This window comes from Acinetobacter sp. ANC 4218, from assembly GCF_002135245.1.
In the GTDB taxonomy this organism is placed as follows: domain Bacteria; phylum Pseudomonadota; class Gammaproteobacteria; order Pseudomonadales; family Moraxellaceae; genus Acinetobacter.
Genome location: NZ_NEGD01000008.1, coordinates 14,974 through 39,084, shown reverse-complemented (window position 1 = coordinate 39,084; position 24,111 = coordinate 14,974). Strand labels below are relative to the sequence as shown.

Below are 24,111 nucleotides of genomic sequence, written 5' to 3'. Positions count from 1 at the left end.
TTTTGTGTCGGACTGGTCAAGGATTGAAACTCAAGGCATGGAAATGGTCTTTCTCTGTACCTGCAAGTCATAGATTTAGATATTGAAATTCAGTATTTCGACTAATTCACCGTTAAAATACAAAATATCGTCTGAAAAATAAAAAACGGAAATCTCATGATTATTACAAAAGTTATGATCGCCCTGATTGCTGGGTTGCATCTCTATATTTTAATTTTGGAAATGTTTTTGTGGGATAAACCTCTGGGCATGAAAGCCTTTGGCAATACTGCGGAAAAGGCAAAACTGACCAAGGTGCTGGCACAAAATCAGGGTCTGTATAATGGTTTTTTAGCCGCAGGCCTGATCTGGTCGCTACTTGCGCCTGTAAGCTATGCACCTGCACTGGCGAATTTCTTTTTGGCTTGTGTGCTGGTGGCAGGCATTTATGGCAGTCTTACTGCAAGTAAAAAAATTATTTATATTCAGGCATTGCCGGCACTACTGACCTTGATTGTGCTGAATTTAGTTTAAATAAGCGATATTTTGCAGCTTAGACTATGCGGCTTAATCAATTGAGCTGTTTGGATGGGTTGGGATGCTGGCTTTATTTTTGAAATGTATTTTAGGGGCAGCGGTTGTACTTATTATTTCCCTTCTGTCCAAGAGTAAAGCGTTTTATATCGCCGGTCTGGTACCACTCTTTCCAACTTTTGCTCTGATTGCCCATGTGATTGTGTCTCAGCAGCAGGGTGCAGAAGCTTTGCAGAAAACAGCCCTGTTTAGTTTGTGGTCTTTAATTCCTTATGCCATTTATCTGCTGATGGTTTATATGCTGGCAAGCAAAATGTTGATGTGGTCCTGTTTAAGCATAGCAACCCTTTGCTGGATTGTGGCTGCGGCAGGGCTGATTTATGGCTGGCAGATGTTTCAGCAGTAATGATTTAATAAACAAAAATTAAAGCATCAAAAATATTTGCTATCGCGGAAGAGCCATTCGCAACTGTTCGAGGCATGAGGTGTATACACCGCAAGATTTAATAAGTAATGTTTCTGCGAAAAATTTTATATTTTTTGGTAATCGACGAGTTTTGCGAATGGCAAATGCCTTTGGTTACTTTGGGCGAAACCAAAGTAACGAATGAGCTGTTTCAATTTATGTTATAGCTGTAAGACTCCGCCGAAAAGAAATAGGTATTTTGGATTAATCATCCACACCTAACCACTGACGTTGATCATAAGCACTATCCCAGAACAGCCATTCTAGTTTGGCGGCTATAGTATAGGCGTGATGCATTTTCTCTAAAGTATCTGCATCACAACGAGCAGCTACGCTATCAACCGTCGCAATTACGTTACGAACTGCCTGATTAAACTCTTCACCGGCATAGGTATCAATCCAGGCCTGATAAGGATTATTGGGAATGGAATGCTGAACAATTGCTTTGCCTACTTCGGCATAAATCCAGAAACAGGGCAGTAAAGAAGCCAGAACCACCGGATAGCTTTCTGACCAGGCTGTGGCGGTTAAAAATGAAGTGTAATGATGACAAGCCAGAGTCAGTGGCGTGGTTCTAAATTCTTCTTGGCTAATGTCAAATTCCTGCATAAAGTCAGCATGCAGGCTGCGTTCTACCACAATGGCAATCTTGGCGGCATCTGAAAACTGCATGACATCCTCGGCTGTAAATGCTTTTGCAGCACAGACAGCCAGTGCACGGCCATAAGCCAGTAAATAATGCGCATCCTGAATTACATAATGACTAAAAATGTCTTTGCTCAAAGTCCCTTGTGCAAGTTCTTGGTTAAATGGCAGGGCTAAAGTTTTTTCGTATAAAGCCAAGTTGCGTTGCCATACATCTTGAGAAAAGCTCATGTCATCATCCTGTCGATGTTAAAAGAAAAATTTACAGAAGGCGGGACTATAACAAGAGTTTTTAGCTCAAGATATGCAGTAGAAAAAATAGTGTATTTGTACTCAAAAAAAATCATACCAAGAACTTTGGATTAAAGTAAAAAAGCCGTCATAATTGAAGCGATCAAATTTCAAGTGCTCTCTTTTAGGTTCTGTCCAATGCACTTGATATAAATTATTTGTCTATAGGTCGATTTATCATAATGAAACATTTTGGTTTCTCCATTATTTTTACCATCGTGTGTCTGGCTATATCTGCATACTGGGGTTTTACCCATGGCCCGGAAGCAGGTTTAAAGACCATGTTCACGGCATTGACCATTACTGCCATTCTCGCAGTCATGGAAGTGTCACTTTCTTTCGATAATGCGGTGGTGAATGCCTCGGTACTGCGTGGCTGGGATCATTTCTGGAAAATGATCTTCTTGACGGTTGGTATCATCATTGCCGTATTTGGTATGCGTTTGGTGTTCCCGATTGTCATTGTGGCCGTGACTGCTGACATGGGTATGTTCGAAGTCGTGAAAATGGCCCTGAATGATCCGATCAGTTATTCCGAAAAGCTGATGGCCCATCATGCCGAAATTGCAGCCTTTGGTGGCTCATTCCTGTTGCTGGTATTCCTGAATTTCTTTCTGGACAGCGAAAAAGATACCCACTGGTTCAAATGGCTGGAAGCACGTTTATCCAATCTGGCGAATGTACCGGCAATGTCAGTTTTTCTGGCTTTAATTGGCTTGCTGATTATGGCAGCCAATGTAGAAGAAGCCACACGTTTAGTGGTGACCATGGCCGGGATTTGGGGGATTGTGATTTACATTGGGGTTCAGGTATTAAGCCACTTGTTAGGCGGTGAACCCGAAATTGATGAAGAGGGCAATGCTGTAGCACATGATGCCAGTGGTGCATCTACAGGCGTTATTAAAGCCGGTTTAGGTGGTTTTATTTACCTGGAAGTGCTGGATGCATCGTTCAGTTTTGATGGTGTAATCGGTGCTTTTGCCATTACTTCAGATGTGGTGATCATCATGCTCGGTCTGGCGATTGGTGCCATGTTTGTGCGTTCGATGACCATTTATCTGGTGGAAAAAGGTACTTTGGATGCTTATATCTATCTTGAACACGGCGCACATTATGCTATTGGCGCTTTAGCCTTCATTATGTTGGCCAGTGGTACCGGTGTGCATGTGCCGGAAGTAGTCACCGGTTTAATTGGTGTGGCGTTTATTGTCTGGGCAGTCATTGCTTCCATTCAATATAGCAAACGTCAAGAACGAATCCATTAATGGTTTTTTAAGAAAACCGAGTACAATAGGGACGCATGGAAATGCGTCCTTTTTTATGGGGGTTCATTCCTGAAAAATCAGCATTTATAATATGAATGTTGTAGGATAATCCATCGAAATGAAATTTATAGACCCAAGCCAATTAATATGATGAATGCTTTAGAACGCCGTTCAACCTTTGCCTTAAGCAGTATTTTTGCACTGCGTATGTTGGGCTTGTTCATGATTATTCCTGTGTTTTCGGTGGCAGGGCAGTCATATCAAGGGGCAACCCCTGCACTGATTGGTTTAGCTGTTGGGGTCTATGGTTTAACCCAGGCCATTTTACAAATACCATTTAGTTTGCTGGCCGACCGCTTTAGTCGTAAGCCTTTGATCATTATTGGTCTGTTGCTGTTTGCCCTTGGTGGTGCGGTTGCGGCGATGTCCGAGACCATTTATGGCGTAATCATTGGCCGTGCCATTGCCGGTGGTGGTGCAGTTTCAGCGGTGGTGATGGCACTTTTGGCCGATGTGACCCGTGAAGAACAGCGCAGCAAAGCCATGGCAGTCATGGGTATGAGTATTGGTGTATCCTTTATGGTGGCCTTCAGTCTGGGGCCTTGGCTGACCAGTCTGGTGGGAATTTCTGGCCTGTTCTGGGTGACGACCGTTATGGGTTTGGCTGCCATTTCGATGCTGCTCTTTGTTCCTAAAGTCACCCGTCATCATAAAAATTACCAGCAAGGTTATGCTGCACAGTTGAAACAGGTATTGAAAATGGGCGATTTAAACCGTCTGCATGTTTCAATTTTTGCCTTGCACCTGTTGTTGACTGCGATGTTTGTATATATGCCATCGCAACTGATTCAGTTTGCTGGTATTCCTTTATCCAGTCATGGTCTGGTGTATTTGCCACTGCTCATTATTAGCCTGTTTTTTGCCTTTCCGAGCATTATTCTGGCGGAAAAATATCGCAAAATGCGCGGTATTTTCCTGACGGCAATTGCTGGAATCGTATTGGGCTTACTGGTGCTGATTTTTGGTTATGAATCCAAATATGTTTTATTGGCAGGCTTAGGATTATTCTTTATTGCCTTTAACGTCATGGAAGCCTTATTGCCTTCATGGTTATCCAAATCTGCACCAATCCAGTCCAAAGCGACAGCCATGGGCGTAAATTCCAGCAGCCAGTTTTTAGGGGCATTTTTCGGTGGCATGATTGGCGGTCAACTCTTGTTACTCAATAATACCTCACTGGGCTGGAGCATTCTGGCAGCTATTGCGGTGGTCTGGTTATTGATCAGCTTTGGTTTGGCCCAGCCACGTTATCTTTCTTCATTGGTATTGGCCTTGCCCGAGACAAAACAAACGGATGAGTGGACTTCTCAACTTTTGGCAATTCGTGGTATTGAAGAGGTTGTGGTGATGTCCGACCAGCAATTTGCTTATGTTAAAATTGATAAACAGCTGATAGATGAAGCTGCGCGACAAGATTTAACGCAGTTGTTGGGTAAAGAGGTAGCCATTTAAGCATAACTCTTATAAAGTAAAATATAGAAATGAATAGGAAGTGTACGTCTGATGCGTGGTGTTAATAAAGTTATTTTAGTTGGAACTTTAGGTAAAGATCCTGAAACCAAAACTTTTCCAAATGGTGGTTCTCTGACTCAGTTTTCAATTGCAACCAGCGATTCGTGGACTGATAAAAATACTGGTGAGCGTAAAGAACAAACTGAATGGCATCGTATTGTGTTGCATAACCGCTTAGGTGAAATTGCACAGCAATATCTACGTAAGGGTTCAAAAGTTTATATTGAAGGTTCATTGCGTACGCGTCAGTGGACAGACCAAAGTGGTCAGGAACGCTACACCACAGAAATTCGTGGTGAACAGATGCAAATGCTGGACAGTAACCGTCAGCAAGGTGAACAAGCTGCGAGTGGCGATAACTCGGGTTATAACCAGCCACGTTTCAACAATAATCAAGGCGGCGGTTATAACAACAATAATAACAACCAAGGCGGCTATGGCAATCAGGGTGGTTATAACAACAACCAGAACAATCAGAGCAATAGTTATGGCAACAACAACCCGGGTGGTTTTGCGCCAAAACAACAGCCTGCACCGGCAGCAGCTGCACCGGCAGATTTAGATGATGATCTTCCGTTCTAAATTGTAATTAAAACGGCAAGTCATCTTCAAAACCCTCCTATTGCGGAGGGTTTTTTAATGGACAATTGATGAGTAATTTTTATTTCTTGGCAGAAACCCACATGGTAATGACGGCACGGAATACAACCTCCTGCGCCGTGTCTTTGACTTCAACCTGAACCTGATAATCACTGCCTGCATTCCACTGGAAATTGGCCTGTACCGGTGTAGCTATTGCAACCAAATCGGTATTGGCTTTTTTCAGGTATTCCACCTGCATGCCTTTGGGAATCCAGCGATGAGTAGCCGGTACAGTGGCATCGGTCATGGTTCCCCCGGCAAGCTCTGCCATATTACACATGGCAATGGCATGTACGGTGCCCAGATGATTAAGTACAGCGCGGTGCTTTTTCATTTTGATTGCGCAGTATTCCGGTTCCAGCCTTTCAAATAGGGGAGAGATACTGCTGAAATAAGGCGCTTTTAAGCACAACATTTTTGAAAATGTCCATTTGCCTGCAGGTTTGTTTGCTAAAGCTTTCCATACTTTTAATGCTTGGCTCATCCGAGATGTCCCTGTTTTAGTTTGCAGAGTATTATTCTAATACAGAATATTATTCTGTTATTTGGCACAAATGACTGCTTTTTAATAAAAAATGGTCTATGATTTTGCCTGGTCTCATCATGTATCGAAGCATATGGATATGCAGCAAGCCGATTTACTACACCGCATTTATCCCGGACGCCGTGCCGAACTAAAACGTATTCTGCTGCAACACGCCTTAGAGTGCTTTGCTGAATTCGGTATTGAAGCCACCAGTATTGAAATGATCCGTGAGCGTGCGGATAGCAGTGTAGGGGCGATTTATCATCACTTTAAAAACAAGGAAGGCATCGTAGGCGCACTCTTTAGTGCAGCCTTGCAAGATCAGATGCAGCAGCGCACAGCAGCATTACAGCAAGTCCGAGGTGTGCAACAGGGTGTGACGGTCATCATTGGTCGATATATTGACTGGGTGGTGCAGAATCCCGACTTTGCCCGCTTCCTGTTTATGGCGCGTAGGGCGTTAGGGACAGAGCAGAATGCAGCAGTTGCGGTACAAAACCAGCAACGTAATCAGGCGGTATTTGTCTGGTTACAACTGCAGGCCGATGAAGAGATTGCGCAACTTGCAAAGATTCCAAGAGAATTGCTGTTATCTTTAATGCTGGGTGCAACTGAAAGTTATTGTCGGGCCTGGCTATCACACAAAGTCAGTACTTCTCCAACCCTATATAAACAGGCATTGATTGATGCAGCCTGGCAATCTATCGCGCAGTTTCCCGCTTATCCTTAAATCGATCCAAACGATAAAAAGTAAAGTAGGATAGAATTAATCTAAAAATCCGATAATTTTTATAAAAAAGTACGGTTTTGCCTATTTGAGAATCTTTCGTATTCTAGCTTCACAAGATAAGCAATCCCGAAAACAAGCTAGAGGAATATTTCATGAGTTTAATCAATACTGAAGTGAAGCCATTCAATGCAACAGCGTATAAAAATGGTGAATTCATTCAAGTCTCTGAAAAAGACATAATTGGGAAATGGTCAGTAGTATTTTTCTATCCTGCAGATTTCACTTTCGTTTGTCCAACAGAACTCGGTGATTTGGCAGATAACTATGCTGAATTCCAGAAAATGGGCGTAGAAATTTATTCAGTATCGACAGATACCCATTTCACTCACAAAGCTTGGCACGATTCTTCTGAGGAAATCAAGAAAATCCAGTACACCATGGTGGGTGACCCAACTTGGACCTTGGCGAAAAACTTCGAAGTGTTAATTGAAGCTGAAGGTCTGGCAGACCGTGGGACTTTCGTCATTGATCCGGAAGGCAAAATCCAGATTATCGAAATCAATGCTGGCGGTATTGGCCGTGATGCGCAAGAACTTTTACGTAAGGTCAAGGCTGCACAATATGTCCATGCTCACCCCGGTGAAGTTTGCCCGGCAAAATGGAAAGAAGGCGATGCAACCCTTGCACCTTCAATCGACCTGATCGGTAAAATATAATCTCAAGTTAAAATACTCTCCCAAAAATCCAGGACTTCGATTCTGGATTTTTTTATGTAGGTTCTCGGTAAAAGAGCAAGATAGATCATTCTGACTATATGACAATGATGATATTGATCTAAATGAAATGATTTTTTGTATTAAATTTGAGGGAAAAAATCCATTATTCCATTCTTGGGACGCTGTATATTGCGCTGTGGCTAGGCTGGAATCTTTAAAAAATCTAAGATAAGTGCATATTGTTTCCTAGAGATAGGAGTTTGAAATGAAAAAAATAATTGGCGTTTACCGCAACCAGAACATGCATTGGGTCGGTGACGGTTTTCCAGTAAAAAACCTGTTTTCCTATGATCGCCTAGGGCAGGCAATCAGTCCATTTTTACTTTTGGATTATGCAGCACCCTACCATTTTAGCCAAACGACGCAGCAGCATGGGGTCGGCTCGCATCCACATCGCGGCTTTGAAACCGTGACCATCGTCTATCAGGGTGAAGTGACGCATAAAGACTCGGCGGGTGGTGGTGGAACCATTCAAAGCGGTGATGTGCAATGGATGACGGCAGGAGCAGGTCTGGTACATGAAGAATTTCATTCAGCCGAATTTGCCCAAAAGGGTGGCCTGTTTGAAATGGTGCAGCTTTGGGTCAACCTGCCTGCAGCAGACAAAATGACCGCACCGAAATATCAGGCCATTATAGCAAAAGATATTCCAGTCATTAATTTTGAACAGGATGCCGGGTATATCCGGGTGATCGCCGGGAACTATGCCGGGCATACAGGTCCTGCTTCAACCCATAGTCCGGTCAATGTCTGGGATGGTGAATTAAAAGCCGAGCAGATTCAGCATCTGCATGTGCCTGTCGATCACAATGTACTACTGGTGTTGCTGTCGGGTGAAATACAGCTGAATGGAACGCAGCAGGTACAGGACAGCTCGATTGTGATGTTTGCTCAAGATGGCGAAATTGATATTCGAGTTGAAGCACTGCAAGACAGCAAATTTTTGCTGCTGACCGGTCAACCGTTAAATGAGCCAATTCAAGGCTATGGACCCTTTGTGATGAATAGCAAAGATGAAATCATTCAAGCATTTAATGATTTTAATAGCGGTAAGTTTGGTGAAATCCCGGTTACAGCTTAAGTCGGTATTCACTGGATTGATTCAAAAAGAAACAGCCCCTAAAAATTGAGGGGCTTTTTTGCGAACTGAATTTTTTGTTGTCGGTATATTTGTATAGTTGTGGCTGATGAAAACGTGATGGAGTTATCAGGTTTTAACTTTTTCTATCATAATAATATTGGAGGGTTTTGTAAAACGTTAGTTAAAAAAATGGTTAATATATATTACTTTTTTTAAAGGTTTTTTGTTTTTTATGCTTTAAAAATAAAATAATTTATTAAATTTATTTCAAGGTTTTTTCTATATAAATAAATGTAATTTTTGACTTTATATGCATCATGATGAGTTTTGTTAAAAACATACATTCTGGAATATTTTAATACCGCCTTTTAAGCCGGCTTGGTTCATAATTTCAATAATCTTATGTGTAACTGACGGATAATAATTTTGGATATTGCAGTTATTGGCAGTGGCATGGCTGGGCTAGCTACCGCAAGAATTCTTAAAGATGCAGGACATAGCGTTACTATTTTTGAAGCCTTGGCAGGTCGTGGTATGGATAGCCATAGCATTGAATTCGAGGGCGGCCTGATTGATGCCCCTCTGCGTGTCATGAACCCGCATTTGTGGAAAAACACCCTTAGTCTGGCGGCCTATCTGGGTATCCAGACCTTTCCTGTGCGTACCTATATGGCATGCAGCTGGTTATTTGAAGACCGTACCGAAACCTGGCTGACCACCTCACGCAGCCGTATTGGTAATTTTCCGATTATTAATAACCGTAAAGGCATTCAGCAATATGGCTGGCGCATGGTGAAAGGCATGCTGCAGTTGAAGACGGCGATTGCGAAATTCTTCAGATCGAAGCATCAGGACATCACCCTGGCTGAATTCATTAATCATAATGATATCGAAGAAGTGTTCTGGCATGGTGCCGTAATGCCGGTGCTGTATACCATTTGTACTTGTAACCCGAAAACCATTGGCGACTGGCCTGCCAAACCCTTGCTGGTTTTCTTGCGTCAATTGACCGATGGCGATGCCTTGCTGCGTCTGCAGGGCGGTACACCGGCCCTGGTCGACAAGCTGATTGAAGGCATTGAAATTCGTGGTGGTTCTGCCATTACCCATATTCAACAGCAGCAAGAAAGGGTATTGATTGAAAATGAACAAGGCGAACAGCAGCTGTTTGATCGTGTGATTGTCGCCACACCGACCAATAAAATTGAAACATTCCTGGATAACCAACAATTTGCTGATGATATTGCGCTGTTAAAGAAATTTAAATTTGAGCAGGGCCAGCTGGTGATTCATACTGATCAATCGGTAATGCCACCAAAACGCAAAGATTGGGCCGTACTCAGCTACATGATGGACCGTAAATTTACCCGTCAGCAATTTACCGTCTGGCTGAATTCGGTTGAGCCAACCTTGGTCGGTAAATCGCCAGTATTCCAAACTTGGCAGCCGGTGACAGAGATTGATCCGAAAAAAATCATCTCCTCAGTGACTTTAACCCGTGCTGTAGTGGATTCACAAACAGTGGCATTAAATAAAGAGCTGCAAGTCCGCCATAAAGATTTAAACCGCAAAGTGTTCTATTGCGGTTCATGGTCTTGTGATGGATTGCCTGTACTGGAATCTGCCGTGACTTCAGCCATGCATATTGCAGAGATTTTAGGTGCACCATTGCCGTTTGCCGGATTAAAACCTAAAGTTGAGGTTGCTCCACAACTCGGCTACTAAAATATGAAATGGCTTCAAGCGATTCGGCAGAAACTTCCTCAACATAAATACGCAATCAATGCGAAACAGTTAGGAGATGATGCCGCACTCGCCTGGAGCAATCTGGGCTATTGGGATGATGCAACGTCATCCTATCCAGAAGCTTGCCGTCAGTTGGCAGATCAATTGGCGCAAGCTGTATCTTTAAATGCCAAAGACCGACTGCTGGACCTAGGCTGCGGGCAGGGGGCAAGTTTACTGTACTGGCAACAGCACTATCGGCTTCGGCATATTGAAGCCGTGGAACTGCAAGCCAGTTGTGTCATGCAAATTCAAAAACATTTTCCGCACATTACGGCCATTTACTCACAATCCTTTTTAAATTTAAAACAGATTCCTTTTCAACAGCGCTTTGATGTGGTGCTGTGCATTGATGCTGCTTACCATTCCAATTTAAATTCATTTCTCGATTCAGTAGACAGTGTTTTAAATTCAAAAGGCCGACTGGGTTTCCATTATTTAATCTTGTCCGAGCAATGGCTGAATTTAAATGCACTACAAAAGCAAAAATATAAGTGGCTGCTCAAGGCTGCAGATGTGAATCTGGAGCATTTGATGACGGCATCTGGATTAGAACAGACCTTGCAGCAACATGATTTTAGCAATATTGAAACTCTAGATTTATCCAAAGCCGTTTTATACGGATTTGCAAACTACTTTCAACATTTGCGGCAATCGCCAAAGCAGGGCACAGGTGTGGATGCCTTTAAAATTCGCATGACCGCAAAGCTTTGTCAGCAGCTGTATCAGGATGGGTTGGTCAATTATGTACAGATTAGTGCAACAAAGAATGCCTGAGCATGGTGCAATTTTTAATTTTTAAAAGCACAGTGCAAAAACAACAAAGCCTCACTAAAAAGCGAGGCTAAGTATAAAATGGTGCCGGCACACGGATTCGAACTGTGGACCTACTGATTACAAGTCAGTTGCTCTACCAACTGAGCTATGCCGGCAACGTGCAGAGAATAATAGCGAATTTTGTTGAAAACGCAAGCCAAAAAATGAGCGGTTGAAAGAGATGACTTGGTCTTGATCGGTTCAATTTTTCCCGGTCATCTCGTCAATTGAATAATTGGTTCTCAATTTAAAAGACTATTTACTCCTTAAAATCTGGTCCAGGTCTTGAGCACATTCTTCCAGGGTTAAAGCCATATCGATTTGCATTTGTGGTTTAAGTTCGCTGGCCAGTTTGCGCCATTGTTCGATCAGTCGGAGGGCTTTTTGAATTTTATGTTTATTCATATCCTTGGCAATCGTTGGAGTATAACCACCACGTTTAGCATTCTTGATTTGTTTGACATAATTATTGCTGGTATTCATATCTACTCCCGAATAGCAGTTTTTCTATGTGTTCAATGTGCTGTTACAGGTCGACTTAAGGCTCTGTTATATGATTGTTATCATGGAAATATTGCATTTATATGATCATATCTCGACTGTTTTTTTTACCTTGTGAGCTTGAAATAATGAGATGCAGTAATTGTGCCATTTAGGTGACATGTTAATTAAAGATCGGACTTTGAAGGCTTTTGGTAATCAATGTGAAGCTGATTTCATCGCGTTTGTTGCAGATCAATCATCTAGAGATATTACATTTACAATGATGGAAATTGAAACATGGCTGGAGTTGGAAGATTAAATTTAAGGCGTAGATTAATGCTGATGTAGCGCAACTGATTAATGGCAATGCACAGGATAGATAAACATGACTGAACAAGATAATTCACAACCAGATCAGCAAAAACACCCTAATCCACCCAACCCACAACCGGACCAACCCGACCAGCATATCGGGACAGCCAATCCGCAAAAAAATCCGGACGAACAGCCTGAAAATCCAATCAGACAACAAAAATAAAGGATTTTCTGTAGGTCTTGAATGAGGCATTTCGTTCTTATCATTTCATCGGTAGGGATAAGTGACTGTTTTCTGGCAAAGTGCTTGGATGAGGGTTATTTATCAATAGGCTCAAGGAGAATATATAAGATGACAAAACGGACCAAAATGATCAGTACTGTCGTGGTACTTATGTTTATCGCCATTGCTGCATTGCTGTATTTTCAGTCCAATAAAGAACAGGAATCTGGTGGCTTTGAGGAGGGGACAGAGCAATACTATGGCTATCGCTATGCACAAGACAATCTTAACTCTATAGATCAATGCGATGATGATAAAGATGATCCATCCATGAATTTCAACGAGGAATTTTTTCAGGGATGCCAGAAATATTTTGAAGATAAATAATGTTTCAAAAGCAGAGAATATAAAAACCTCAATTTTGACGATTTTTCCCAGTTTATTTTCACAGTTTTAGAACTGCTGGGTATTTTTGCTGAATAGTATGCGATAAAAAAAGGCTTAAACTATTAGAGTTTAAGCCTTTCATCACTGCTTTGGATTGCAGTTCTTTCGAATTTGGCGAAAGAGGGAGTCGCATTTAAAGTATAAGTTATTGATAATATTTAAATAAAATTTTATTAATGTTATTTAATCCCCCAATTATCCCCCAAAAATTTAATTTAAAAACTTTTTCTTTGAAAAAGAAGTGTCAATTACTTTAAACTATGGATATAAAAAATATTTTGATAATATTAGTTGATGAATACTTTAAGTTTTAGAACCGACACTCTTGAATGGGCTGCAGGCAATATTGGTTTGCGGTTAAGTGATGTCGTGTCTAAAATTTCTAATTCTACTAGAACACAAGAGAAGCTTTTGACAGGTCAATTTTCTGTACCTCAAGCTGAAAGATTGGCTGAAATAACAAAAGTTCCTTTTGGTACTCTTTTTTTAGATAAACCTCCAACTTTATATAAGCCTGAAATTCCTGATTTACGTCAAAAGCAAAATGCAGAACCTTTAAGTGAAATTTTCTATGAGGTTTTAGCTGATATTCAAGAAAAACAAGATTGGTATGTGGATTTTCTGAAAGATCATGGTGCAGAAAAATTAAATTTTGTCGGAAAATTTAAAAATGATATCAATGTAAAAGCAAATGTGGTGGCAGAGGATATCCGCTATACACTAAAGTTATCTAACATTAAAAAGAATAGCACTAGCCGAGATAACTATTTAAAGCTAATGATTGATAAATGCGAGGAAGTTGGAATTCTTGTATTTAAAAATGGTGTTGTCAAAAATGCATCTAAAAAAACATTAGATCCAAATGAATTTAGGGGATTTGTGTTAATTAATGATTTTGCACCAGTAGTTTTTCTGAACGGAAGAGATGCTCCTTCTGCATTAGTATTTACGTTAGCACATGAGTTGGCTCATATTTGGTTAGGATCTTCTGGTGTAGATGATTTAGATATTTATGGAAATGATCCAACAGAAGTATTGTGTAATCAAATTGCCGCTGATGTGCTGGTACCTAAAAATGATTTTCTACAATACTGGGAAATCTTTGAAGGTAATTTTTCTAAAATTGCTGATCATTTTTTTGTTAGTAAATTGATGATTTCTAGAGTAGCTTTGGCGAATAAAAAAATCAGTAAGCAAGAATATCAAGAACATTATGATTATGAATATGAATGCTTTAAAAAATTAAGAAATGATCAGTCTGGCGGGGGAGGTAATTTTATTAATATGGTGCCTGGAAGAAATAGTCAGCTGTTAACAAAAACAATCGTTAATCACGCTCTCTCTGGAAATATGCTTCTTAGAGATGCAGGTAAATTATTGAATGTAAGCCCGCAAAATATTTTAAAATTAGGTGGTGTTTAATAAAATGTCTAATAAATATTTATTTGATACCAATATTTTTATTCAATCTCATAATTTAAATTATCATCCATCTTTTTGTACAAGTTTTTGGGATTGGATTATCGCTGGGTACAATGCCGATAAATTTTATAGTATTGATAAAGTTAGTAAAGAAATTATTCGCCCTCCTGAATCAACAGATGAACTTTCAAAAATGCTTAGGGATTCTGTTATTCCAAAAGAATTTTTTGTACAAAGTATTACCGATGCAAATATTGCACAATCATATGGAAAATTAATAGGATGGGCTTATTCTAGTAATCATTTTTTACCGAAAGCTAAAGATGAGTTCGCTAAAGCTGATTCTGCTGATGCACAGTTAATTGCCACGGCTATGACTTATAATTATGTTATTGTGACCGAGGAACGTTCAGATCCGAATTGTAAGAAAAGAATTTTAATTCCAGATGCTGCAGCCCAATTTGGTGTTCAATGTATTACATTGCCAACATTATTGCGGAGACATGCCGAGAATAATTTTCAGTTGGTTTAAGTTTTTTATATGCATGAAATATAAGGATATTGAAAAAAATCATAATTTTTATGAATGCTGTCCATAGACTATTTTACTGATTTCATAAGACTTCGATCATTCGCTCTGAAAGTGTTAAATTTGGATTAAGCAAATGTTAAGTTTGATCATATGTATAACTTGAATATAGAGTATATAAGTTATTAGGCAGATCAAACTAATGATTTAACTCGTAAGCCTTATGGGCTAAAGCTTACGGTAGAATCCTTGTGGTTAGCCACTGATAGCAAAATTGCGAAGATGATTATGAACGGCATTGGAAATGAGGCGGTTCAAATCAGCATTTTTTTCGATATGTTCCTGTAATGTTCGCTTATGACGAGATTTGTCATAGTAGATTTCTTGCTCCATCCCAAAAGGTTGAATCGATTCTTTATAAGTGTCTTTCACAGATTGGGGGGCATTATTAACTAATTGAGTAAAGCTTAGCCCTTTAAACCCATTGAACAAAAGTGCCTTTAAATTAGTCAGCCGATTATCCATTTTATTTAACACATTAAGCTTGATGTTCTTTTCGGCACGGATGCGCCATTTGCATTCAGGTAAAGGCTGCTTGTTTTGATCCGTTGTTTTGACATAAAGATGCCAGTATTCATCTGCTTTTTTATGATTGATTCCAATGTTATATCCACTTTCTAGTTTTTTCATCATTGCGAGAGGGGTTAATGGAATGGGAGTAAATACGCCTAATTGGTTCTTAAAAACACGGATGTTTTCAGCTGTACTAGGAAGACAAATAGATTTAAAAAGGGCTGTAACAAGCGCTTTGTGCTTAAAACGATAGAAATCAATTGCCAGTTCAAGTTCCATGATTCGAAAGCTGTCTTTATTGCATTGATAATGATCTAAATGCTGGATACGGCGCCGTAATTCGTGCAAAGAATTCATATCATGCAGACGAATAATGAAGCCTTTTCTGTGTTCTGAAATGTAGTGAGCAATCCCTGTTTTTTCGGTTAAGTATTTTTTAATGTCATGCCGTGTAGAAGATTTCTCAATTTCAAAATATAAATCTAAAAAATCAACTTGAGCTTTAATCATGATACTCATAGCTTTGAAATCATAATTATTGATGTTTGAGTAAATAACCGTTTCCCAATCATCTGCTGATTGTGCATTTTTGGCATACATTTGGGTTAATGAATCCATAATGGTGATCATTTCTTCATACGGTGTGAAAATGGATACGCTGAAAACTTGGGGGATAGTCGATGGTAGAAGTAGCGGTCGCTCTGATTTTGCTTTGAGAAATGAGAGCTGAAAATTGATAGCTTGCATTTCTGCATAATAATCCTCGTGAAATGGATCAATTAAATCTAAATGATCAATGTCATTCATAAGTTTTTTGTATTCTGGACTCAGTTGAATATCATTCATGGCTTCTAAATTCCTGTAGATTTATTTGCAATAAAAAACGGCTCTAAGAGCCGTTTTTACTTAGGGTGAAATTTATTAGGAACAAATTTCAGTTTGCTTAAGCTCTTCAATTGCTTGATCAATTTTTTCATTAAGTTCATCAATCAATTGATTTAATGGTGTTTGATCGATGTCTAACTTTTTGATCATTTCATCAAGGTCATAATTAGGAATAATTTTTTCAACTTCTTTCCAATCAGTTTCACTACCGATCAGATCATCCCATTTTTTACAAGATTTGATCTTATCGAAAGCTTTTAAAGCAATTTCAGTAGCTACTTTAGTTTTAACGTCCATGTTGAACTCCTTGGTTCATTTGGTTGCAGGGTGTTGATGATGACTTTATAAAGGCAAGTAAAGTGTTTTCTGAGTAACAGATTTGCCTTCCAATTTCTTTAAACGCCAATTTGTAGACATGTTTGGATTGCCGAATGTTTCTCACAAGCCAGTGATGCCATTGATCCGCAGTCTTATGATGCAAATGGCTTGCTAGAAATTCAGCTGTCTGCTTACGGTTGTAAAATTTGGATTCTGTCATTTTTTAGCCCTGTGCCTTCATCCATGCCTGAACCTCAGACATTCGGAATACAGAAATATTCGAGCCAATTTTTACGGGAGAGGGGAAGCGATTCTGCTGAATCCAACGCCAAAGAGTTTGCGAAGATACACCGATTAACCCCTTGCTATCGGGGCGATTGGCGAGATCTTTCATTCTCAAGAATTCTTCTTGAAACATTTTTTGCACCTATCAATGTAAGTTATTGGAATTCCATGTAATTAGTTGTTACTGCATGGGATAGGTGTATTTTAGGAAGAAGGTATGGGGGATAGTTCCAATTGGAATTCAATTGGAATTTTTACTGGTTAACTTCTTTTGGTTTTAATCTGGGAATATTGAATTGCATATTCCAAATACTTAGCTAGAGTTTTTGGATCCATTGTTTTTCCATCAGGATCCAAACTATCAATCATTGGTAAGAGTTTTTCTTTATGTTCATTTGAGTTTGGTGTGCTGATATCAATTTTTGCAAATTCTGCAAATGCAGCAATTATCAGACCTATACTCTTCTTTTCTTTGATGTGCAAAGGTTTATCTTTATTTGAAGATTCTGGGGTTGATTCATTTAGATTTAGACCAATTTTGGATAGTTGATCTCTACTGAAAAATAAATTACTTAAGTTGATATCTAAATTTAACCTTTTATGCTCCTCTTTTTTATTAAATTGGAAAATATCAATTTCTTCGATTGAATTGTAGTGATTGTAATCTATGTCTTTGTTAAATAAAGATGCATTAATAGAGCGTGTGGTAATTTTTTTTGAATTATATAAACCAGTAATTTCATTAATTGAAATAGAAGCAATATCCACATTTAAAAGGCTAAAAACATGTTCATTTATTTTTATTCTTGCATAGCCTGAATGCGGATAAATACGATGAATGGAACAGTCATCATCATTAAATCCATTTTGCGAAAATTCACAAATGCTGACGCCTTTAATTTGGATAAATAAATCTATTTCATTACCAAATAAGAAATCATTATAAATATCTTGGGAACAGTAATTGTTGCCAAATTTTTTCTTGAAAGAAGGAAGAGCTTTATTGAATGGAATGACACCAGCCATAAAAATTTCTAAGCCATTTTATATTTACGAAAAGGAATTACATTATTCCGTAAACTATCAATGAAATCAGACCATTCTTGCATCATCTTGATTCGATAGTCCATATGTTGAGCATGGTTGTAAGCTTGTGATACGGCATTACCTACTTTATGGGCTAACTGGACTTCGATTGCGTCATGCATATAGCCTTGCTCATGCAGTGTGGTTGAAGCTAATCCGCGAAAGCCGTGACCTGTCATTTTACCGTTATAGCCCATAGTGCGGATTGCACATAAAAGAGCATTACTGCTTATAGGTTTAGCCGTACTGTAATTATAGAACACGTATTGCTTCATTCCAGTGATTGGTTGAATCACTTCCAGTATGTCTAAAGCTTGTTTTGAAAGCGGCACAATATGTGGTAAAGCCATTTTCATTTTATCGGCAGGGATACGCCATAATTTGTTTTCAAAATCAATTTCATCCCATTCCATTAAACGAAGCTCCGCCGTTCTTACAAAAGTAAGCGTCATAAGCTGTAAAGCAGATTTGATAATAAGATTACCGTGATAGCGATCCATACGTTCCAGAAAAGCAGGAAATTCAGTTATATCTAAACGTGCCATATGCTTAACTTTACGGGGCTTTAGAGCTTCTTGCAGGTTAGGGGTAGGATCATGCTCGATTATACCTTTACGTATCGCAAAACGGAAAATACGGCCTGCTAGGGGGATAGAGCGCTTAGCCATCTCCTGTGCGCCACGTTCCTCAATTTTTTTGGCGCAGGCGAGCACATCTTTACCTTTGATTTGATCAATAGGAAGATTACCTAAAGATGGAAATAAATCTTTTTCAAAAACAGAAAGGTCACGTAAATAAGTGGCTTCTTTGATGACTGCTTTACGGTCTTCCATCCATTCCATTGCAAGTGATTTAAACAGCATGCTTTCATCAATTTGCTGTAAGCGTTGATTCTTTAACGCATTGGGGTCAATGTTCTGATACAGCTGGATACGTGCTTCATCACGAGCACGGCGGGCTTGGGCAAGTGTGATTTCAGGATAGCTTCCGATGGTTAACGTGCTTTCACGACCATTAAAACGATATTTTAAGCGCCAAAACTTACCGCTTGCAGGAGTAACTTCTAAATACAACCCTTTTTCATCTGAATAGCGTTTCTTTTTCTCAAGTGGTTTGATCTTTCTAATTTGAGCATCTGTGAGCATTTTGAGGCGCTTCCATACAATTTGGGGGACAAAAATCCGCCGAGATAATTTATCCCCCAATTATCCCCCTCGTTATGGGGGATTGCAACGGATGTCATGAGATTGCATGAGACAACAAAAAAGGCTTAAACCCTTTAGATTTAAGCCTTCTAAGACATCATGTGGCTACATGATAATGAATCTTGGCGGTGAAAGAGGAAGTCGTAAACATAATATAAGATACTGAAATACATAATAATAAATTTAGATAATTTCAAATATACCGACAAATATACCGACAAGTGAAAAAAGTTATGATGTCGGTACACGTATCGTCAATTTGATTCCTTACCTCTCGATTCTTGTATTTTTGAATATAGAACTGACTTTTTAGCTTAAAAAAATATAAAGATGAGCATGTGAGTTGCTGCTCCATTTATTGGACCGGGTAGGGCCAGATTTAGAATCTAATCCTCTATCTTCTCCCTTGCGCGTAGTTGTTGCGAAACTCATTGCTCCAGTTGATATGGATACCCATATTTTGGGTATCGGTATAGTTTCAGATACCCCAAAACTTTGGGAGATTGAACTAAATATCTTTAAGCTAGTCACTTGGTCGCGTTTCAAATGTGAGCAAGTTCCCCAGTGGGGTGAATATTCCTGATCCGCTACTACACTTTAAAGGCAGTTAAGAGATGCACTCAGATTTGAGCGTATCTTTGAGCTACTCACAAAGTTCATCTTTCATCACTGGTGAAAGTTAAGAGATGCCAATATTTTGGGTTACGGGAATCTCTGAAAGCCATACGGTGAAAAATAATTTGCAGCGTATCTTTGTGCGTGAACAATATTCACATGCAAAAATCTTTGCAGTTGCTCATAAAAACTCATATTCGAGGTCTGTCTAGATTTGGACATACCCGACAATATCGGGGGTGTATCCAGTTTTGGATATGCCCATACTCACTTTGAGGATGGCTTTTAAAACACAGGTTTAGCCACCGCAATTTTGCACAGGCTTCGATCCGGAACTTTTCGGAACGCACTTGCACCGGTCCACTACGAAACTTTCGTAGTTCATCACTACTATAGAAAACTTCAGTTTAACGAACGCAATTTTTCGCTGGTTGCTACCAGGGGGAAAGCTAGAGTTTAGAGAGCGCAATTTTGCGCCGTCATGATATTGGACCTAATAAAACTTAATATTCAAAGATGCCCGGGTGTTGACATTTGTTGACATTCAAACGCTTTGAGCTTGTTAAAACTTGTTATTCAGGATAGCTAAAAATAACTATGGATAGCTAAAGGCTAGAACCTGACAAAACCTGACATTTTGTTTTACGTAGTTATACAGAATAGGTTTTCAATAAAAACGGCGTAAACCTTGCTGTACTTAGCTTTGAACATGGTTTTGATGGTCAATTTGATGTGGTGCTGTAAAACAATAAACCTCACAAAACTAGACATTCAAAACGCTGTGCCTGTTATCAATTGTTATGGTTTGGACTTATCAAAACTTAACATTTGAACCTGAAGAAACCTGAGATTCAAAACAGTATGATTGTTAAGAAATGATAAGGTTTGAACTTAGTAAAACTTAGTATTGCAGACGGCGTAAATCCTAAGTAATCCTAAGGTCACAATCTGACATTCACCTAATGCCCATCCGATTTAAATAGACAATAAACATTTGCAGCCGTTCCTGTTCTCTTTTTTCCAGTTCCCTTACGAGTGCAGCAAATGTTCTACAGTGCATGTTTTTAGGCTTTTGATGTACTGACCACTCTCTAAGGTCTTGTGACCATTGCAAGCGACTCCTTAGCCGCCTGACGCGTAGTAGCGGTATATCTGACTTATTCCATTGTTGTGACATATAGTTGAGTTGCTGGCATTGTCTGCAAGCGTATGTTCTGCATTTAAAATATAGTTTGGTGCAGCGTTTACCACATGAGCATACGAACCAGAAACGGACACCGCCATAATTGCATAGTGTATGGGATAGGTTCACTACAAAGGTGCCGTAGTTGTTGCTTATAGTGGCGCTTACTTCCTTTCTGTGTTGCAAGTAATCTGGACTGAATAGCTTTGTTGGATTTAGCTGTTTGATGCTTATAAAACCATAATTTTCTACACTACCTTTCGACATAAAACACCATGTATTTGCTTAATTATTTAGGCGATCAAATTAAATCTAACATTATACTCTGCCAATTTCCCACCCTATAAAAAGAGTGATATAGCTACTAGTTATAGCTAGCTTATGACTATGGATAGCTAAAAATGACTATTGAAAACTAAGGCTGGAACCTGTCAAAACTTGTTATTCCAGACGGCTTACATGCTAAGAAATGCTAAGGTAAAAACCTAACAAAACCTAACATTCACAACGGCGATGTACCTGTTAACAATTGTTAAGGTCAGAACTACTGGGGAGAATCAAGGCTTCCAATACCAGGACTACTCATAAAGCCTTATGCCATGTTTCAGTACCTTCTAGCATGGTTTAAATTGAGCCGATACAGTCGCAAGAGTTGTTGAAGAATAGTGGGTCTTTTTAATGCCTGCCATTTAGACAAAAAAACGTTCACGTTTTGATGTGGTAACAAAAAAAGGTATATACAGGTTTTGATGTGGTAACAGTAAAATTTTGATGTAGTAACATAGTCCACGTATAAAAAATGATCAAAAGTACGGACATTCAGCACATACCCATAATTTTATGATTCATCTCTAAAACCTATAATAAAACCACCCCATAAAAACCTCTTAATTCTCCATCATTTTGACCAGAAAACACCCCCTAAAAATACAGCTATTTTGCATGTAATATCTTACATAAATTATTGAAAAATATAATTAAACATATTGATTGTCATGGTAAAATAATAAGCAATTTATAAGGTTTTTATTTAGTTTTTTTATATCTAATTAGGGTGAAGATTTGGGATTTTTCTAGGCATTATTAGGCCATCCCTATAGCCCTATAAACAAAGAAAGAGGTTATATATGGCTATACTCGACCACACACTACCACTACAAGTTAAATCCATTGACATGATGGGTATGCTTGACCAAGGCTCACAACTTGCGCAGTTTTGGCAAACTCAAAAAACTGACGGTGAATTAAATCGTCTGTACAAAGAAACCAATGGCGACCTTAACAAGATGATGGAGATTGGCAAAACCTCTCCAATGGCTCGCTTTGTTATGCCTCAATTACAAGCTCAACAGGCAGCACAGCAAAAAGCTGCTTTAGATCAGCAAAAAATTGAAGCGGATATTGGGAAAACCAAATCAGAAATTGGAAAAATAGAATCAGAAACCGGGAAGATTGGTGTAGAAACTGGGACTATTAAAATTGATAACTCTGTAAAGCTCCTTGAGAACGCTAACCAGGCACTTAAGGTAGCAGCCCAGACTGGTGATGCGAATGCTGCAAGACTGGCACTCAATAACGCCCACAAAGCAGGCACAATTACACCAGAATTGTATGAACAGTACAGTCAGCAAATTACCTCCATGAGCACCAAGCCTAAAGAGTTAATGCAGTTTGCACAAAGCATCATTCTTTCTGGTGAAAAAGATGCAATGAAGTACATTCAGCCTGATCAGAATACAATTTTGAACAATAAGACATCCCGAGAGAATAACAAGAATACTGTTGCTGCTCAGATTTATGGCATTAAACAAACAGCTGCCACAGCTGATAAAAACCGCGGAGTGCAACTACAGCGCCTTGAGTTTGACAAGATCGTACAGGCGCAAAAAGAAGCGCGTGATAATGGTGAGTTCGAAACAGCTCAAGGGAATGACGGCGTTACTTATGCGGTATACAAGTCCGGTCCGAATGCTGGAAAGGTTGAGCCACTATTGTTAGGAAGTGGTCAGCCCCTCAAATCACAGGCTAAAGGTGGCTCTAACGGAATGACCGAGCAGCAAAGCAAGGATGCTTTGTTTGGTGCCCGAATGCAGGAAGCTAATAAAATCCTGACTGCACTGGAAGCTAAAGATATTAAAGCACCTGTAATGAATAGCCTTCCATATGGAGATAAATTCTCGAATGCTTTACCTAGTATTTTAGGTGGAGCAAGCGCTGAGCAGCAACAATACACTCAAGCGCAACGAGATTTTATTAACGCCGTACTGCGTAAAGAGTCCGGTGCTGTAATCGCGGATTCAGAGTTTGCGAATGCACAAAAGCAATACTTCCCACAAATAGGTGACTCTAAAGACGTTATTGCTCAAAAGGCCAGAAACCGCAAATTAGCAATGAATATGATTATTAGCGGATCAGGTGCTCAAGGAAAAGAGCAGATTGCTAAAGCTACTACCAATAGTGGTGTGAAGGGTGCCACTGTGACGTTAAATGAAGTTAAGCAGGCCGCCAAACAAGCCAATATCAGCACTGAAGAGATGGTCAGAATCCTGAGAACGCAAGGGGTTCAAATCAAGTAAGTGATAGATCAGACCGTCTGCTATGCACTGAATGTGTGGCGGACACTGATTCCAAATTTGCGCCGTCATTCAAGAATAAAAAGTGCTATGAAGCGCCCCCATCTCCCAAGGAGAGAATATGAACTTAGCTCAATTACAAAGGTATGCTTCAGACCCCAATGTTAGAAAAATGTTTGATTTGGTTGCATACACTGAAGGTGTGAAGCATGGCTATAACACCATGTTTGGCAATCAGCGCATTGATAACCTATCAGCCCATCCAAACATCAGAAAGCAATTTAAACAGACTGATGGAAAAATGAATGTCACCACTGCAGCAGGGCGCTATCAGTTCCTGAAACCAACATGGGACGGTCTATCACGCCAGTATGGATTAAAGGACTTTTCTCCACAGTCGCAAGACATCGCTGCAGTTGCTCTTTTAGCTCAAAACGGCGCTCTGCCTTATGTTTTAAAAGGTGACTTTGCTACTGCAATTCAGAAGTCCGGCGGAACATGGGCATCACTTCCAAGCTCCCAATACAAGCAAGGAAAACGCTCCTGGAATGATATAAGTAAGTTTCTTGGTGGGAACCTCAAGCAACCGGATCAGGCATCACAAGAACCAAGTCGATTCTTGTCACCAGATCGGATTGCCAAAGTTCTACCTCAACTCACTAAGGGGCAGGAGTCACAGCAAAGGTTTTTATCACCGGACCGGGTTGCCAAGGTGCTTCCTCAACTCAACCAGCAGCCAGATCGGTTTTTATCCCCAGATAAAGTGACTGAAGTACTCCCTCAAATTAACCAACAGCCAAGCCGTTTTTTAAATGAAGATCAAATAGCCAAAGTTTTACCTCAACTGGCTAAAGGGTAGAT

At 39.7% G+C, this 24,111-nt stretch carries 25 protein-coding genes and 1 tRNA gene; 17 read left to right on the top strand and 9 right to left on the bottom strand.

From position 1 onward, the window contains the following. Positions 1–156: 156 nt before the first annotated feature. Positions 157–513: a DUF1304 domain-containing protein gene (locus B9T38_RS09145; RefSeq protein WP_424623801.1), complete on the top strand. Its 357-nt coding sequence runs from the start codon at positions 157–159 to the stop codon at positions 511–513. A gap of 64 nt (positions 514–577) precedes the next feature. Further along, the gene (locus B9T38_RS09140) at positions 578–919 is read left to right on the top strand and encodes a GlpM family protein (protein ID WP_086196501.1); all 342 of its coding nucleotides are present in this window, start codon (positions 578–580) and stop codon (positions 917–919) included. A 264-nt stretch (positions 920–1,183) separates the two neighbouring features. Here B9T38_RS09140 and tenA read toward each other — a convergent pair whose 3' ends face one another. Then, positions 1,184–1,855, bottom strand: a complete 672-nt coding sequence (gene tenA, locus B9T38_RS09135; protein WP_086196500.1) for a thiaminase II — start codon at positions 1,853–1,855, stop codon at positions 1,184–1,186. 239 nt (positions 1,856–2,094) lie between these two features. Here tenA and B9T38_RS09130 point away from each other — a divergent pair, with 239 nt between their 5' ends. The 3 genes from B9T38_RS09130 (at position 2,095) to ssb (ending at position 5,334) form a co-directional block, all read left to right on the top strand. After that, the gene (locus B9T38_RS09130; protein ID WP_086196615.1) at positions 2,095–3,180 is read left to right on the top strand and encodes a DUF475 domain-containing protein; all 1,086 of its coding nucleotides are present in this window, start codon (positions 2,095–2,097) and stop codon (positions 3,178–3,180) included. Positions 3,181–3,327: 147 nt separating this feature from the next. Further along, complete coding sequence (locus B9T38_RS09125; RefSeq protein ID WP_086196499.1) at positions 3,328–4,692, top strand: MFS transporter; 1,365 nt, start codon at positions 3,328–3,330, stop codon at positions 4,690–4,692. Between the two features lie 51 nt (positions 4,693–4,743). Next, the gene (gene ssb / locus B9T38_RS09120) at positions 4,744–5,334 is read left to right on the top strand and encodes a single-stranded DNA-binding protein (protein WP_086196498.1); all 591 of its coding nucleotides are present in this window, start codon (positions 4,744–4,746) and stop codon (positions 5,332–5,334) included. Between the two features lie 79 nt (positions 5,335–5,413). Here the strand turns inward: ssb and B9T38_RS09115 are convergent, their stop codons facing one another. Beyond that, a complete protein-coding gene (locus B9T38_RS09115; RefSeq protein ID WP_086196497.1) occupies positions 5,414–5,878 on the bottom strand; it encodes a hotdog fold domain-containing protein in 465 nt (154 codons plus the stop codon). A 139-nt stretch (positions 5,879–6,017) separates the two neighbouring features. Between B9T38_RS09115 and B9T38_RS09110 the strand changes: the two genes are divergently transcribed. The 5 genes from B9T38_RS09110 to B9T38_RS09090 all read left to right on the top strand — a co-directional run bounded on the left by B9T38_RS09110 (position 6,018) and on the right by B9T38_RS09090 (position 11,069). Then, entirely contained in the window at positions 6,018–6,650 is a 633-nt protein-coding gene (locus B9T38_RS09110; protein WP_086196614.1) for a TetR/AcrR family transcriptional regulator, read from the top strand. A 152-nt stretch (positions 6,651–6,802) separates the two neighbouring features. After that, on the top strand, positions 6,803–7,366 hold the full coding sequence (gene ahpC, locus B9T38_RS09105) for an alkyl hydroperoxide reductase subunit C (RefSeq protein WP_086196496.1): 564 nt from the start codon (positions 6,803–6,805) through the stop codon (positions 7,364–7,366). Positions 7,367–7,631: 265 nt separating this feature from the next. Next, positions 7,632–8,507 carry a pirin family protein gene (locus B9T38_RS09100; RefSeq protein WP_086196495.1) on the top strand — a complete coding sequence of 292 codons (876 nt, stop codon included), beginning with the start codon at positions 7,632–7,634 and terminating at the stop codon, positions 8,505–8,507. 426 nt (positions 8,508–8,933) lie between these two features. Beyond that, positions 8,934–10,232, top strand: coding sequence for an FAD-dependent oxidoreductase (locus B9T38_RS09095; protein WP_143222682.1), 1,299 nt, complete (start codon positions 8,934–8,936; stop codon positions 10,230–10,232). Positions 10,233–10,235: 3 nt separating this feature from the next. Then, positions 10,236–11,069, top strand: coding sequence for an SAM-dependent methyltransferase (locus tag B9T38_RS09090; protein WP_086196494.1), 834 nt, complete (start codon positions 10,236–10,238; stop codon positions 11,067–11,069). Positions 11,070–11,148: 79 nt separating this feature from the next. On the opposite strand, the gene B9T38_RS09085 is transcribed toward B9T38_RS09090, so the two are convergent. Together B9T38_RS09085 and B9T38_RS09080 are read right to left on the bottom strand one after the other, a co-directional pair. Then, positions 11,149–11,224 (bottom strand) — tRNA-Thr (locus B9T38_RS09085). A gap of 139 nt (positions 11,225–11,363) precedes the next feature. Beyond that, the gene (locus tag B9T38_RS09080; RefSeq protein ID WP_086196493.1) at positions 11,364–11,591 is read right to left on the bottom strand and encodes a hypothetical protein; all 228 of its coding nucleotides are present in this window, start codon (positions 11,589–11,591) and stop codon (positions 11,364–11,366) included. A gap of 385 nt (positions 11,592–11,976) precedes the next feature. On the opposite strand from B9T38_RS09080, the gene B9T38_RS16765 reads away from it, so the two are divergent. The 4 genes from B9T38_RS16765 to B9T38_RS09065 all read left to right on the top strand — a co-directional run bounded on the left by B9T38_RS16765 (position 11,977) and on the right by B9T38_RS09065 (position 14,530). Then, positions 11,977–12,129, top strand: coding sequence for a hypothetical protein (locus B9T38_RS16765; protein ID WP_166170752.1), 153 nt, complete (start codon positions 11,977–11,979; stop codon positions 12,127–12,129). A gap of 129 nt (positions 12,130–12,258) precedes the next feature. Then, positions 12,259–12,516: a hypothetical protein gene (locus B9T38_RS09075; protein WP_086196492.1), complete on the top strand. Its 258-nt coding sequence runs from the start codon at positions 12,259–12,261 to the stop codon at positions 12,514–12,516. Between the two features lie 354 nt (positions 12,517–12,870). Beyond that, the gene (locus B9T38_RS09070) at positions 12,871–13,998 is read left to right on the top strand and encodes an ImmA/IrrE family metallo-endopeptidase (protein ID WP_086196491.1); all 1,128 of its coding nucleotides are present in this window, start codon (positions 12,871–12,873) and stop codon (positions 13,996–13,998) included. A 4-nt stretch (positions 13,999–14,002) separates the two neighbouring features. Then, complete coding sequence (locus B9T38_RS09065; protein ID WP_086196490.1) at positions 14,003–14,530, top strand: DUF4411 family protein; 528 nt, start codon at positions 14,003–14,005, stop codon at positions 14,528–14,530. A gap of 252 nt (positions 14,531–14,782) precedes the next feature. Here B9T38_RS09065 and B9T38_RS09060 read toward each other — a convergent pair whose 3' ends face one another. The 5 genes from B9T38_RS09060 to B9T38_RS09040 all read right to left on the bottom strand — a co-directional run bounded on the left by B9T38_RS09060 (position 14,783) and on the right by B9T38_RS09040 (position 18,819). Next, positions 14,783–15,946 (bottom strand): hypothetical protein, encoded by a 1,164-nt coding sequence (locus B9T38_RS09060; protein WP_086196489.1) that lies wholly within the window; start codon positions 15,944–15,946, stop codon positions 14,783–14,785. Positions 15,947–16,021: 75 nt separating this feature from the next. Further along, positions 16,022–16,282 carry a hypothetical protein gene (locus tag B9T38_RS09055; RefSeq protein ID WP_086196488.1) on the bottom strand — a complete coding sequence of 87 codons (261 nt, stop codon included), beginning with the start codon at positions 16,280–16,282 and terminating at the stop codon, positions 16,022–16,024. 244 nt (positions 16,283–16,526) lie between these two features. Further along, a complete protein-coding gene (locus B9T38_RS09050) occupies positions 16,527–16,721 on the bottom strand; it encodes a helix-turn-helix transcriptional regulator (protein WP_086196487.1) in 195 nt (64 codons plus the stop codon). 128 nt (positions 16,722–16,849) lie between these two features. Next, positions 16,850–17,614 (bottom strand): hypothetical protein, encoded by a 765-nt coding sequence (locus B9T38_RS09045; protein WP_086196486.1) that lies wholly within the window; start codon positions 17,612–17,614, stop codon positions 16,850–16,852. 8 nt (positions 17,615–17,622) lie between these two features. Beyond that, complete coding sequence (locus tag B9T38_RS09040; RefSeq protein WP_086196485.1) at positions 17,623–18,819, bottom strand: tyrosine-type recombinase/integrase; 1,197 nt, start codon at positions 18,817–18,819, stop codon at positions 17,623–17,625. 403 nt (positions 18,820–19,222) lie between these two features. On the opposite strand from B9T38_RS09040, the gene B9T38_RS09035 reads away from it, so the two are divergent. The 3 genes from B9T38_RS09035 to B9T38_RS16975 all read left to right on the top strand — a co-directional run bounded on the left by B9T38_RS09035 (position 19,223) and on the right by B9T38_RS16975 (position 24,109). Further along, positions 19,223–19,462 (top strand): hypothetical protein, encoded by a 240-nt coding sequence (locus B9T38_RS09035; RefSeq protein WP_086196484.1) that lies wholly within the window; start codon positions 19,223–19,225, stop codon positions 19,460–19,462. Between the two features lie 2,342 nt (positions 19,463–21,804). Further along, a complete protein-coding gene (locus B9T38_RS09025) occupies positions 21,805–23,253 on the top strand; it encodes a hypothetical protein (RefSeq protein WP_086196482.1) in 1,449 nt (482 codons plus the stop codon). A 118-nt stretch (positions 23,254–23,371) separates the two neighbouring features. After that, positions 23,372–24,109 carry a glycoside hydrolase family 24 protein gene (locus B9T38_RS16975; RefSeq protein ID WP_251992222.1) on the top strand — a complete coding sequence of 246 codons (738 nt, stop codon included), beginning with the start codon at positions 23,372–23,374 and terminating at the stop codon, positions 24,107–24,109. Positions 24,110–24,111: the final 2 nt, after the last annotated feature.

What these genes read in the sequence shown, in the direction of transcription:
- B9T38_RS09145 (WP_424623801.1), top strand. Translation starts at nt 157, where the DNA reads ATGATTATTACAAAAGTTATGATCGCCCTGATTGCTGGGTTGCATCTC.
- B9T38_RS09140 (WP_086196501.1), top strand. Translation starts at nt 578, where the DNA reads ATGCTGGCTTTATTTTTGAAATGTATTTTAGGGGCAGCGGTTGTACTT.
- tenA (WP_086196500.1), bottom strand. Translation starts at nt 1,855, where the DNA reads ATGAGCTTTTCTCAAGATGTATGGCAACGCAACTTGGCTTTATACGAA.
- B9T38_RS09125 (WP_086196499.1), top strand. Translation starts at nt 3,328, where the DNA reads ATGATGAATGCTTTAGAACGCCGTTCAACCTTTGCCTTAAGCAGTATT.
- ssb (WP_086196498.1), top strand. Translation starts at nt 4,744, where the DNA reads ATGCGTGGTGTTAATAAAGTTATTTTAGTTGGAACTTTAGGTAAAGAT.
- B9T38_RS09115 (WP_086196497.1), bottom strand. Translation starts at nt 5,878, where the DNA reads ATGAGCCAAGCATTAAAAGTATGGAAAGCTTTAGCAAACAAACCTGCA.
- B9T38_RS09110 (WP_086196614.1), top strand. Translation starts at nt 6,018, where the DNA reads ATGCAGCAAGCCGATTTACTACACCGCATTTATCCCGGACGCCGTGCC.
- ahpC (WP_086196496.1), top strand. Translation starts at nt 6,803, where the DNA reads ATGAGTTTAATCAATACTGAAGTGAAGCCATTCAATGCAACAGCGTAT.
- B9T38_RS09100 (WP_086196495.1), top strand. Translation starts at nt 7,632, where the DNA reads ATGAAAAAAATAATTGGCGTTTACCGCAACCAGAACATGCATTGGGTC.
- B9T38_RS09090 (WP_086196494.1), top strand. Translation starts at nt 10,236, where the DNA reads ATGAAATGGCTTCAAGCGATTCGGCAGAAACTTCCTCAACATAAATAC.
- B9T38_RS09080 (WP_086196493.1), bottom strand. Translation starts at nt 11,591, where the DNA reads ATGAATACCAGCAATAATTATGTCAAACAAATCAAGAATGCTAAACGT.
- B9T38_RS16765 (WP_166170752.1), top strand. Translation starts at nt 11,977, where the DNA reads ATGACTGAACAAGATAATTCACAACCAGATCAGCAAAAACACCCTAAT.
- B9T38_RS09075 (WP_086196492.1), top strand. Translation starts at nt 12,259, where the DNA reads ATGACAAAACGGACCAAAATGATCAGTACTGTCGTGGTACTTATGTTT.
- B9T38_RS09070 (WP_086196491.1), top strand. Translation starts at nt 12,871, where the DNA reads ATGAATACTTTAAGTTTTAGAACCGACACTCTTGAATGGGCTGCAGGC.
- B9T38_RS09065 (WP_086196490.1), top strand. Translation starts at nt 14,003, where the DNA reads ATGTCTAATAAATATTTATTTGATACCAATATTTTTATTCAATCTCAT.
- B9T38_RS09060 (WP_086196489.1), bottom strand. Translation starts at nt 15,946, where the DNA reads ATGAATGATATTCAACTGAGTCCAGAATACAAAAAACTTATGAATGAC.
- B9T38_RS09055 (WP_086196488.1), bottom strand. Translation starts at nt 16,282, where the DNA reads ATGGACGTTAAAACTAAAGTAGCTACTGAAATTGCTTTAAAAGCTTTC.
- B9T38_RS09050 (WP_086196487.1), bottom strand. Translation starts at nt 16,721, where the DNA reads ATGTTTCAAGAAGAATTCTTGAGAATGAAAGATCTCGCCAATCGCCCC.
- B9T38_RS09045 (WP_086196486.1), bottom strand. Translation starts at nt 17,614, where the DNA reads ATGGCTGGTGTCATTCCATTCAATAAAGCTCTTCCTTCTTTCAAGAAA.
- B9T38_RS09040 (WP_086196485.1), bottom strand. Translation starts at nt 18,819, where the DNA reads ATGCTCACAGATGCTCAAATTAGAAAGATCAAACCACTTGAGAAAAAG.
- B9T38_RS09025 (WP_086196482.1), top strand. Translation starts at nt 21,805, where the DNA reads ATGGCTATACTCGACCACACACTACCACTACAAGTTAAATCCATTGAC.
- B9T38_RS16975 (WP_251992222.1), top strand. Translation starts at nt 23,372, where the DNA reads ATGAACTTAGCTCAATTACAAAGGTATGCTTCAGACCCCAATGTTAGA.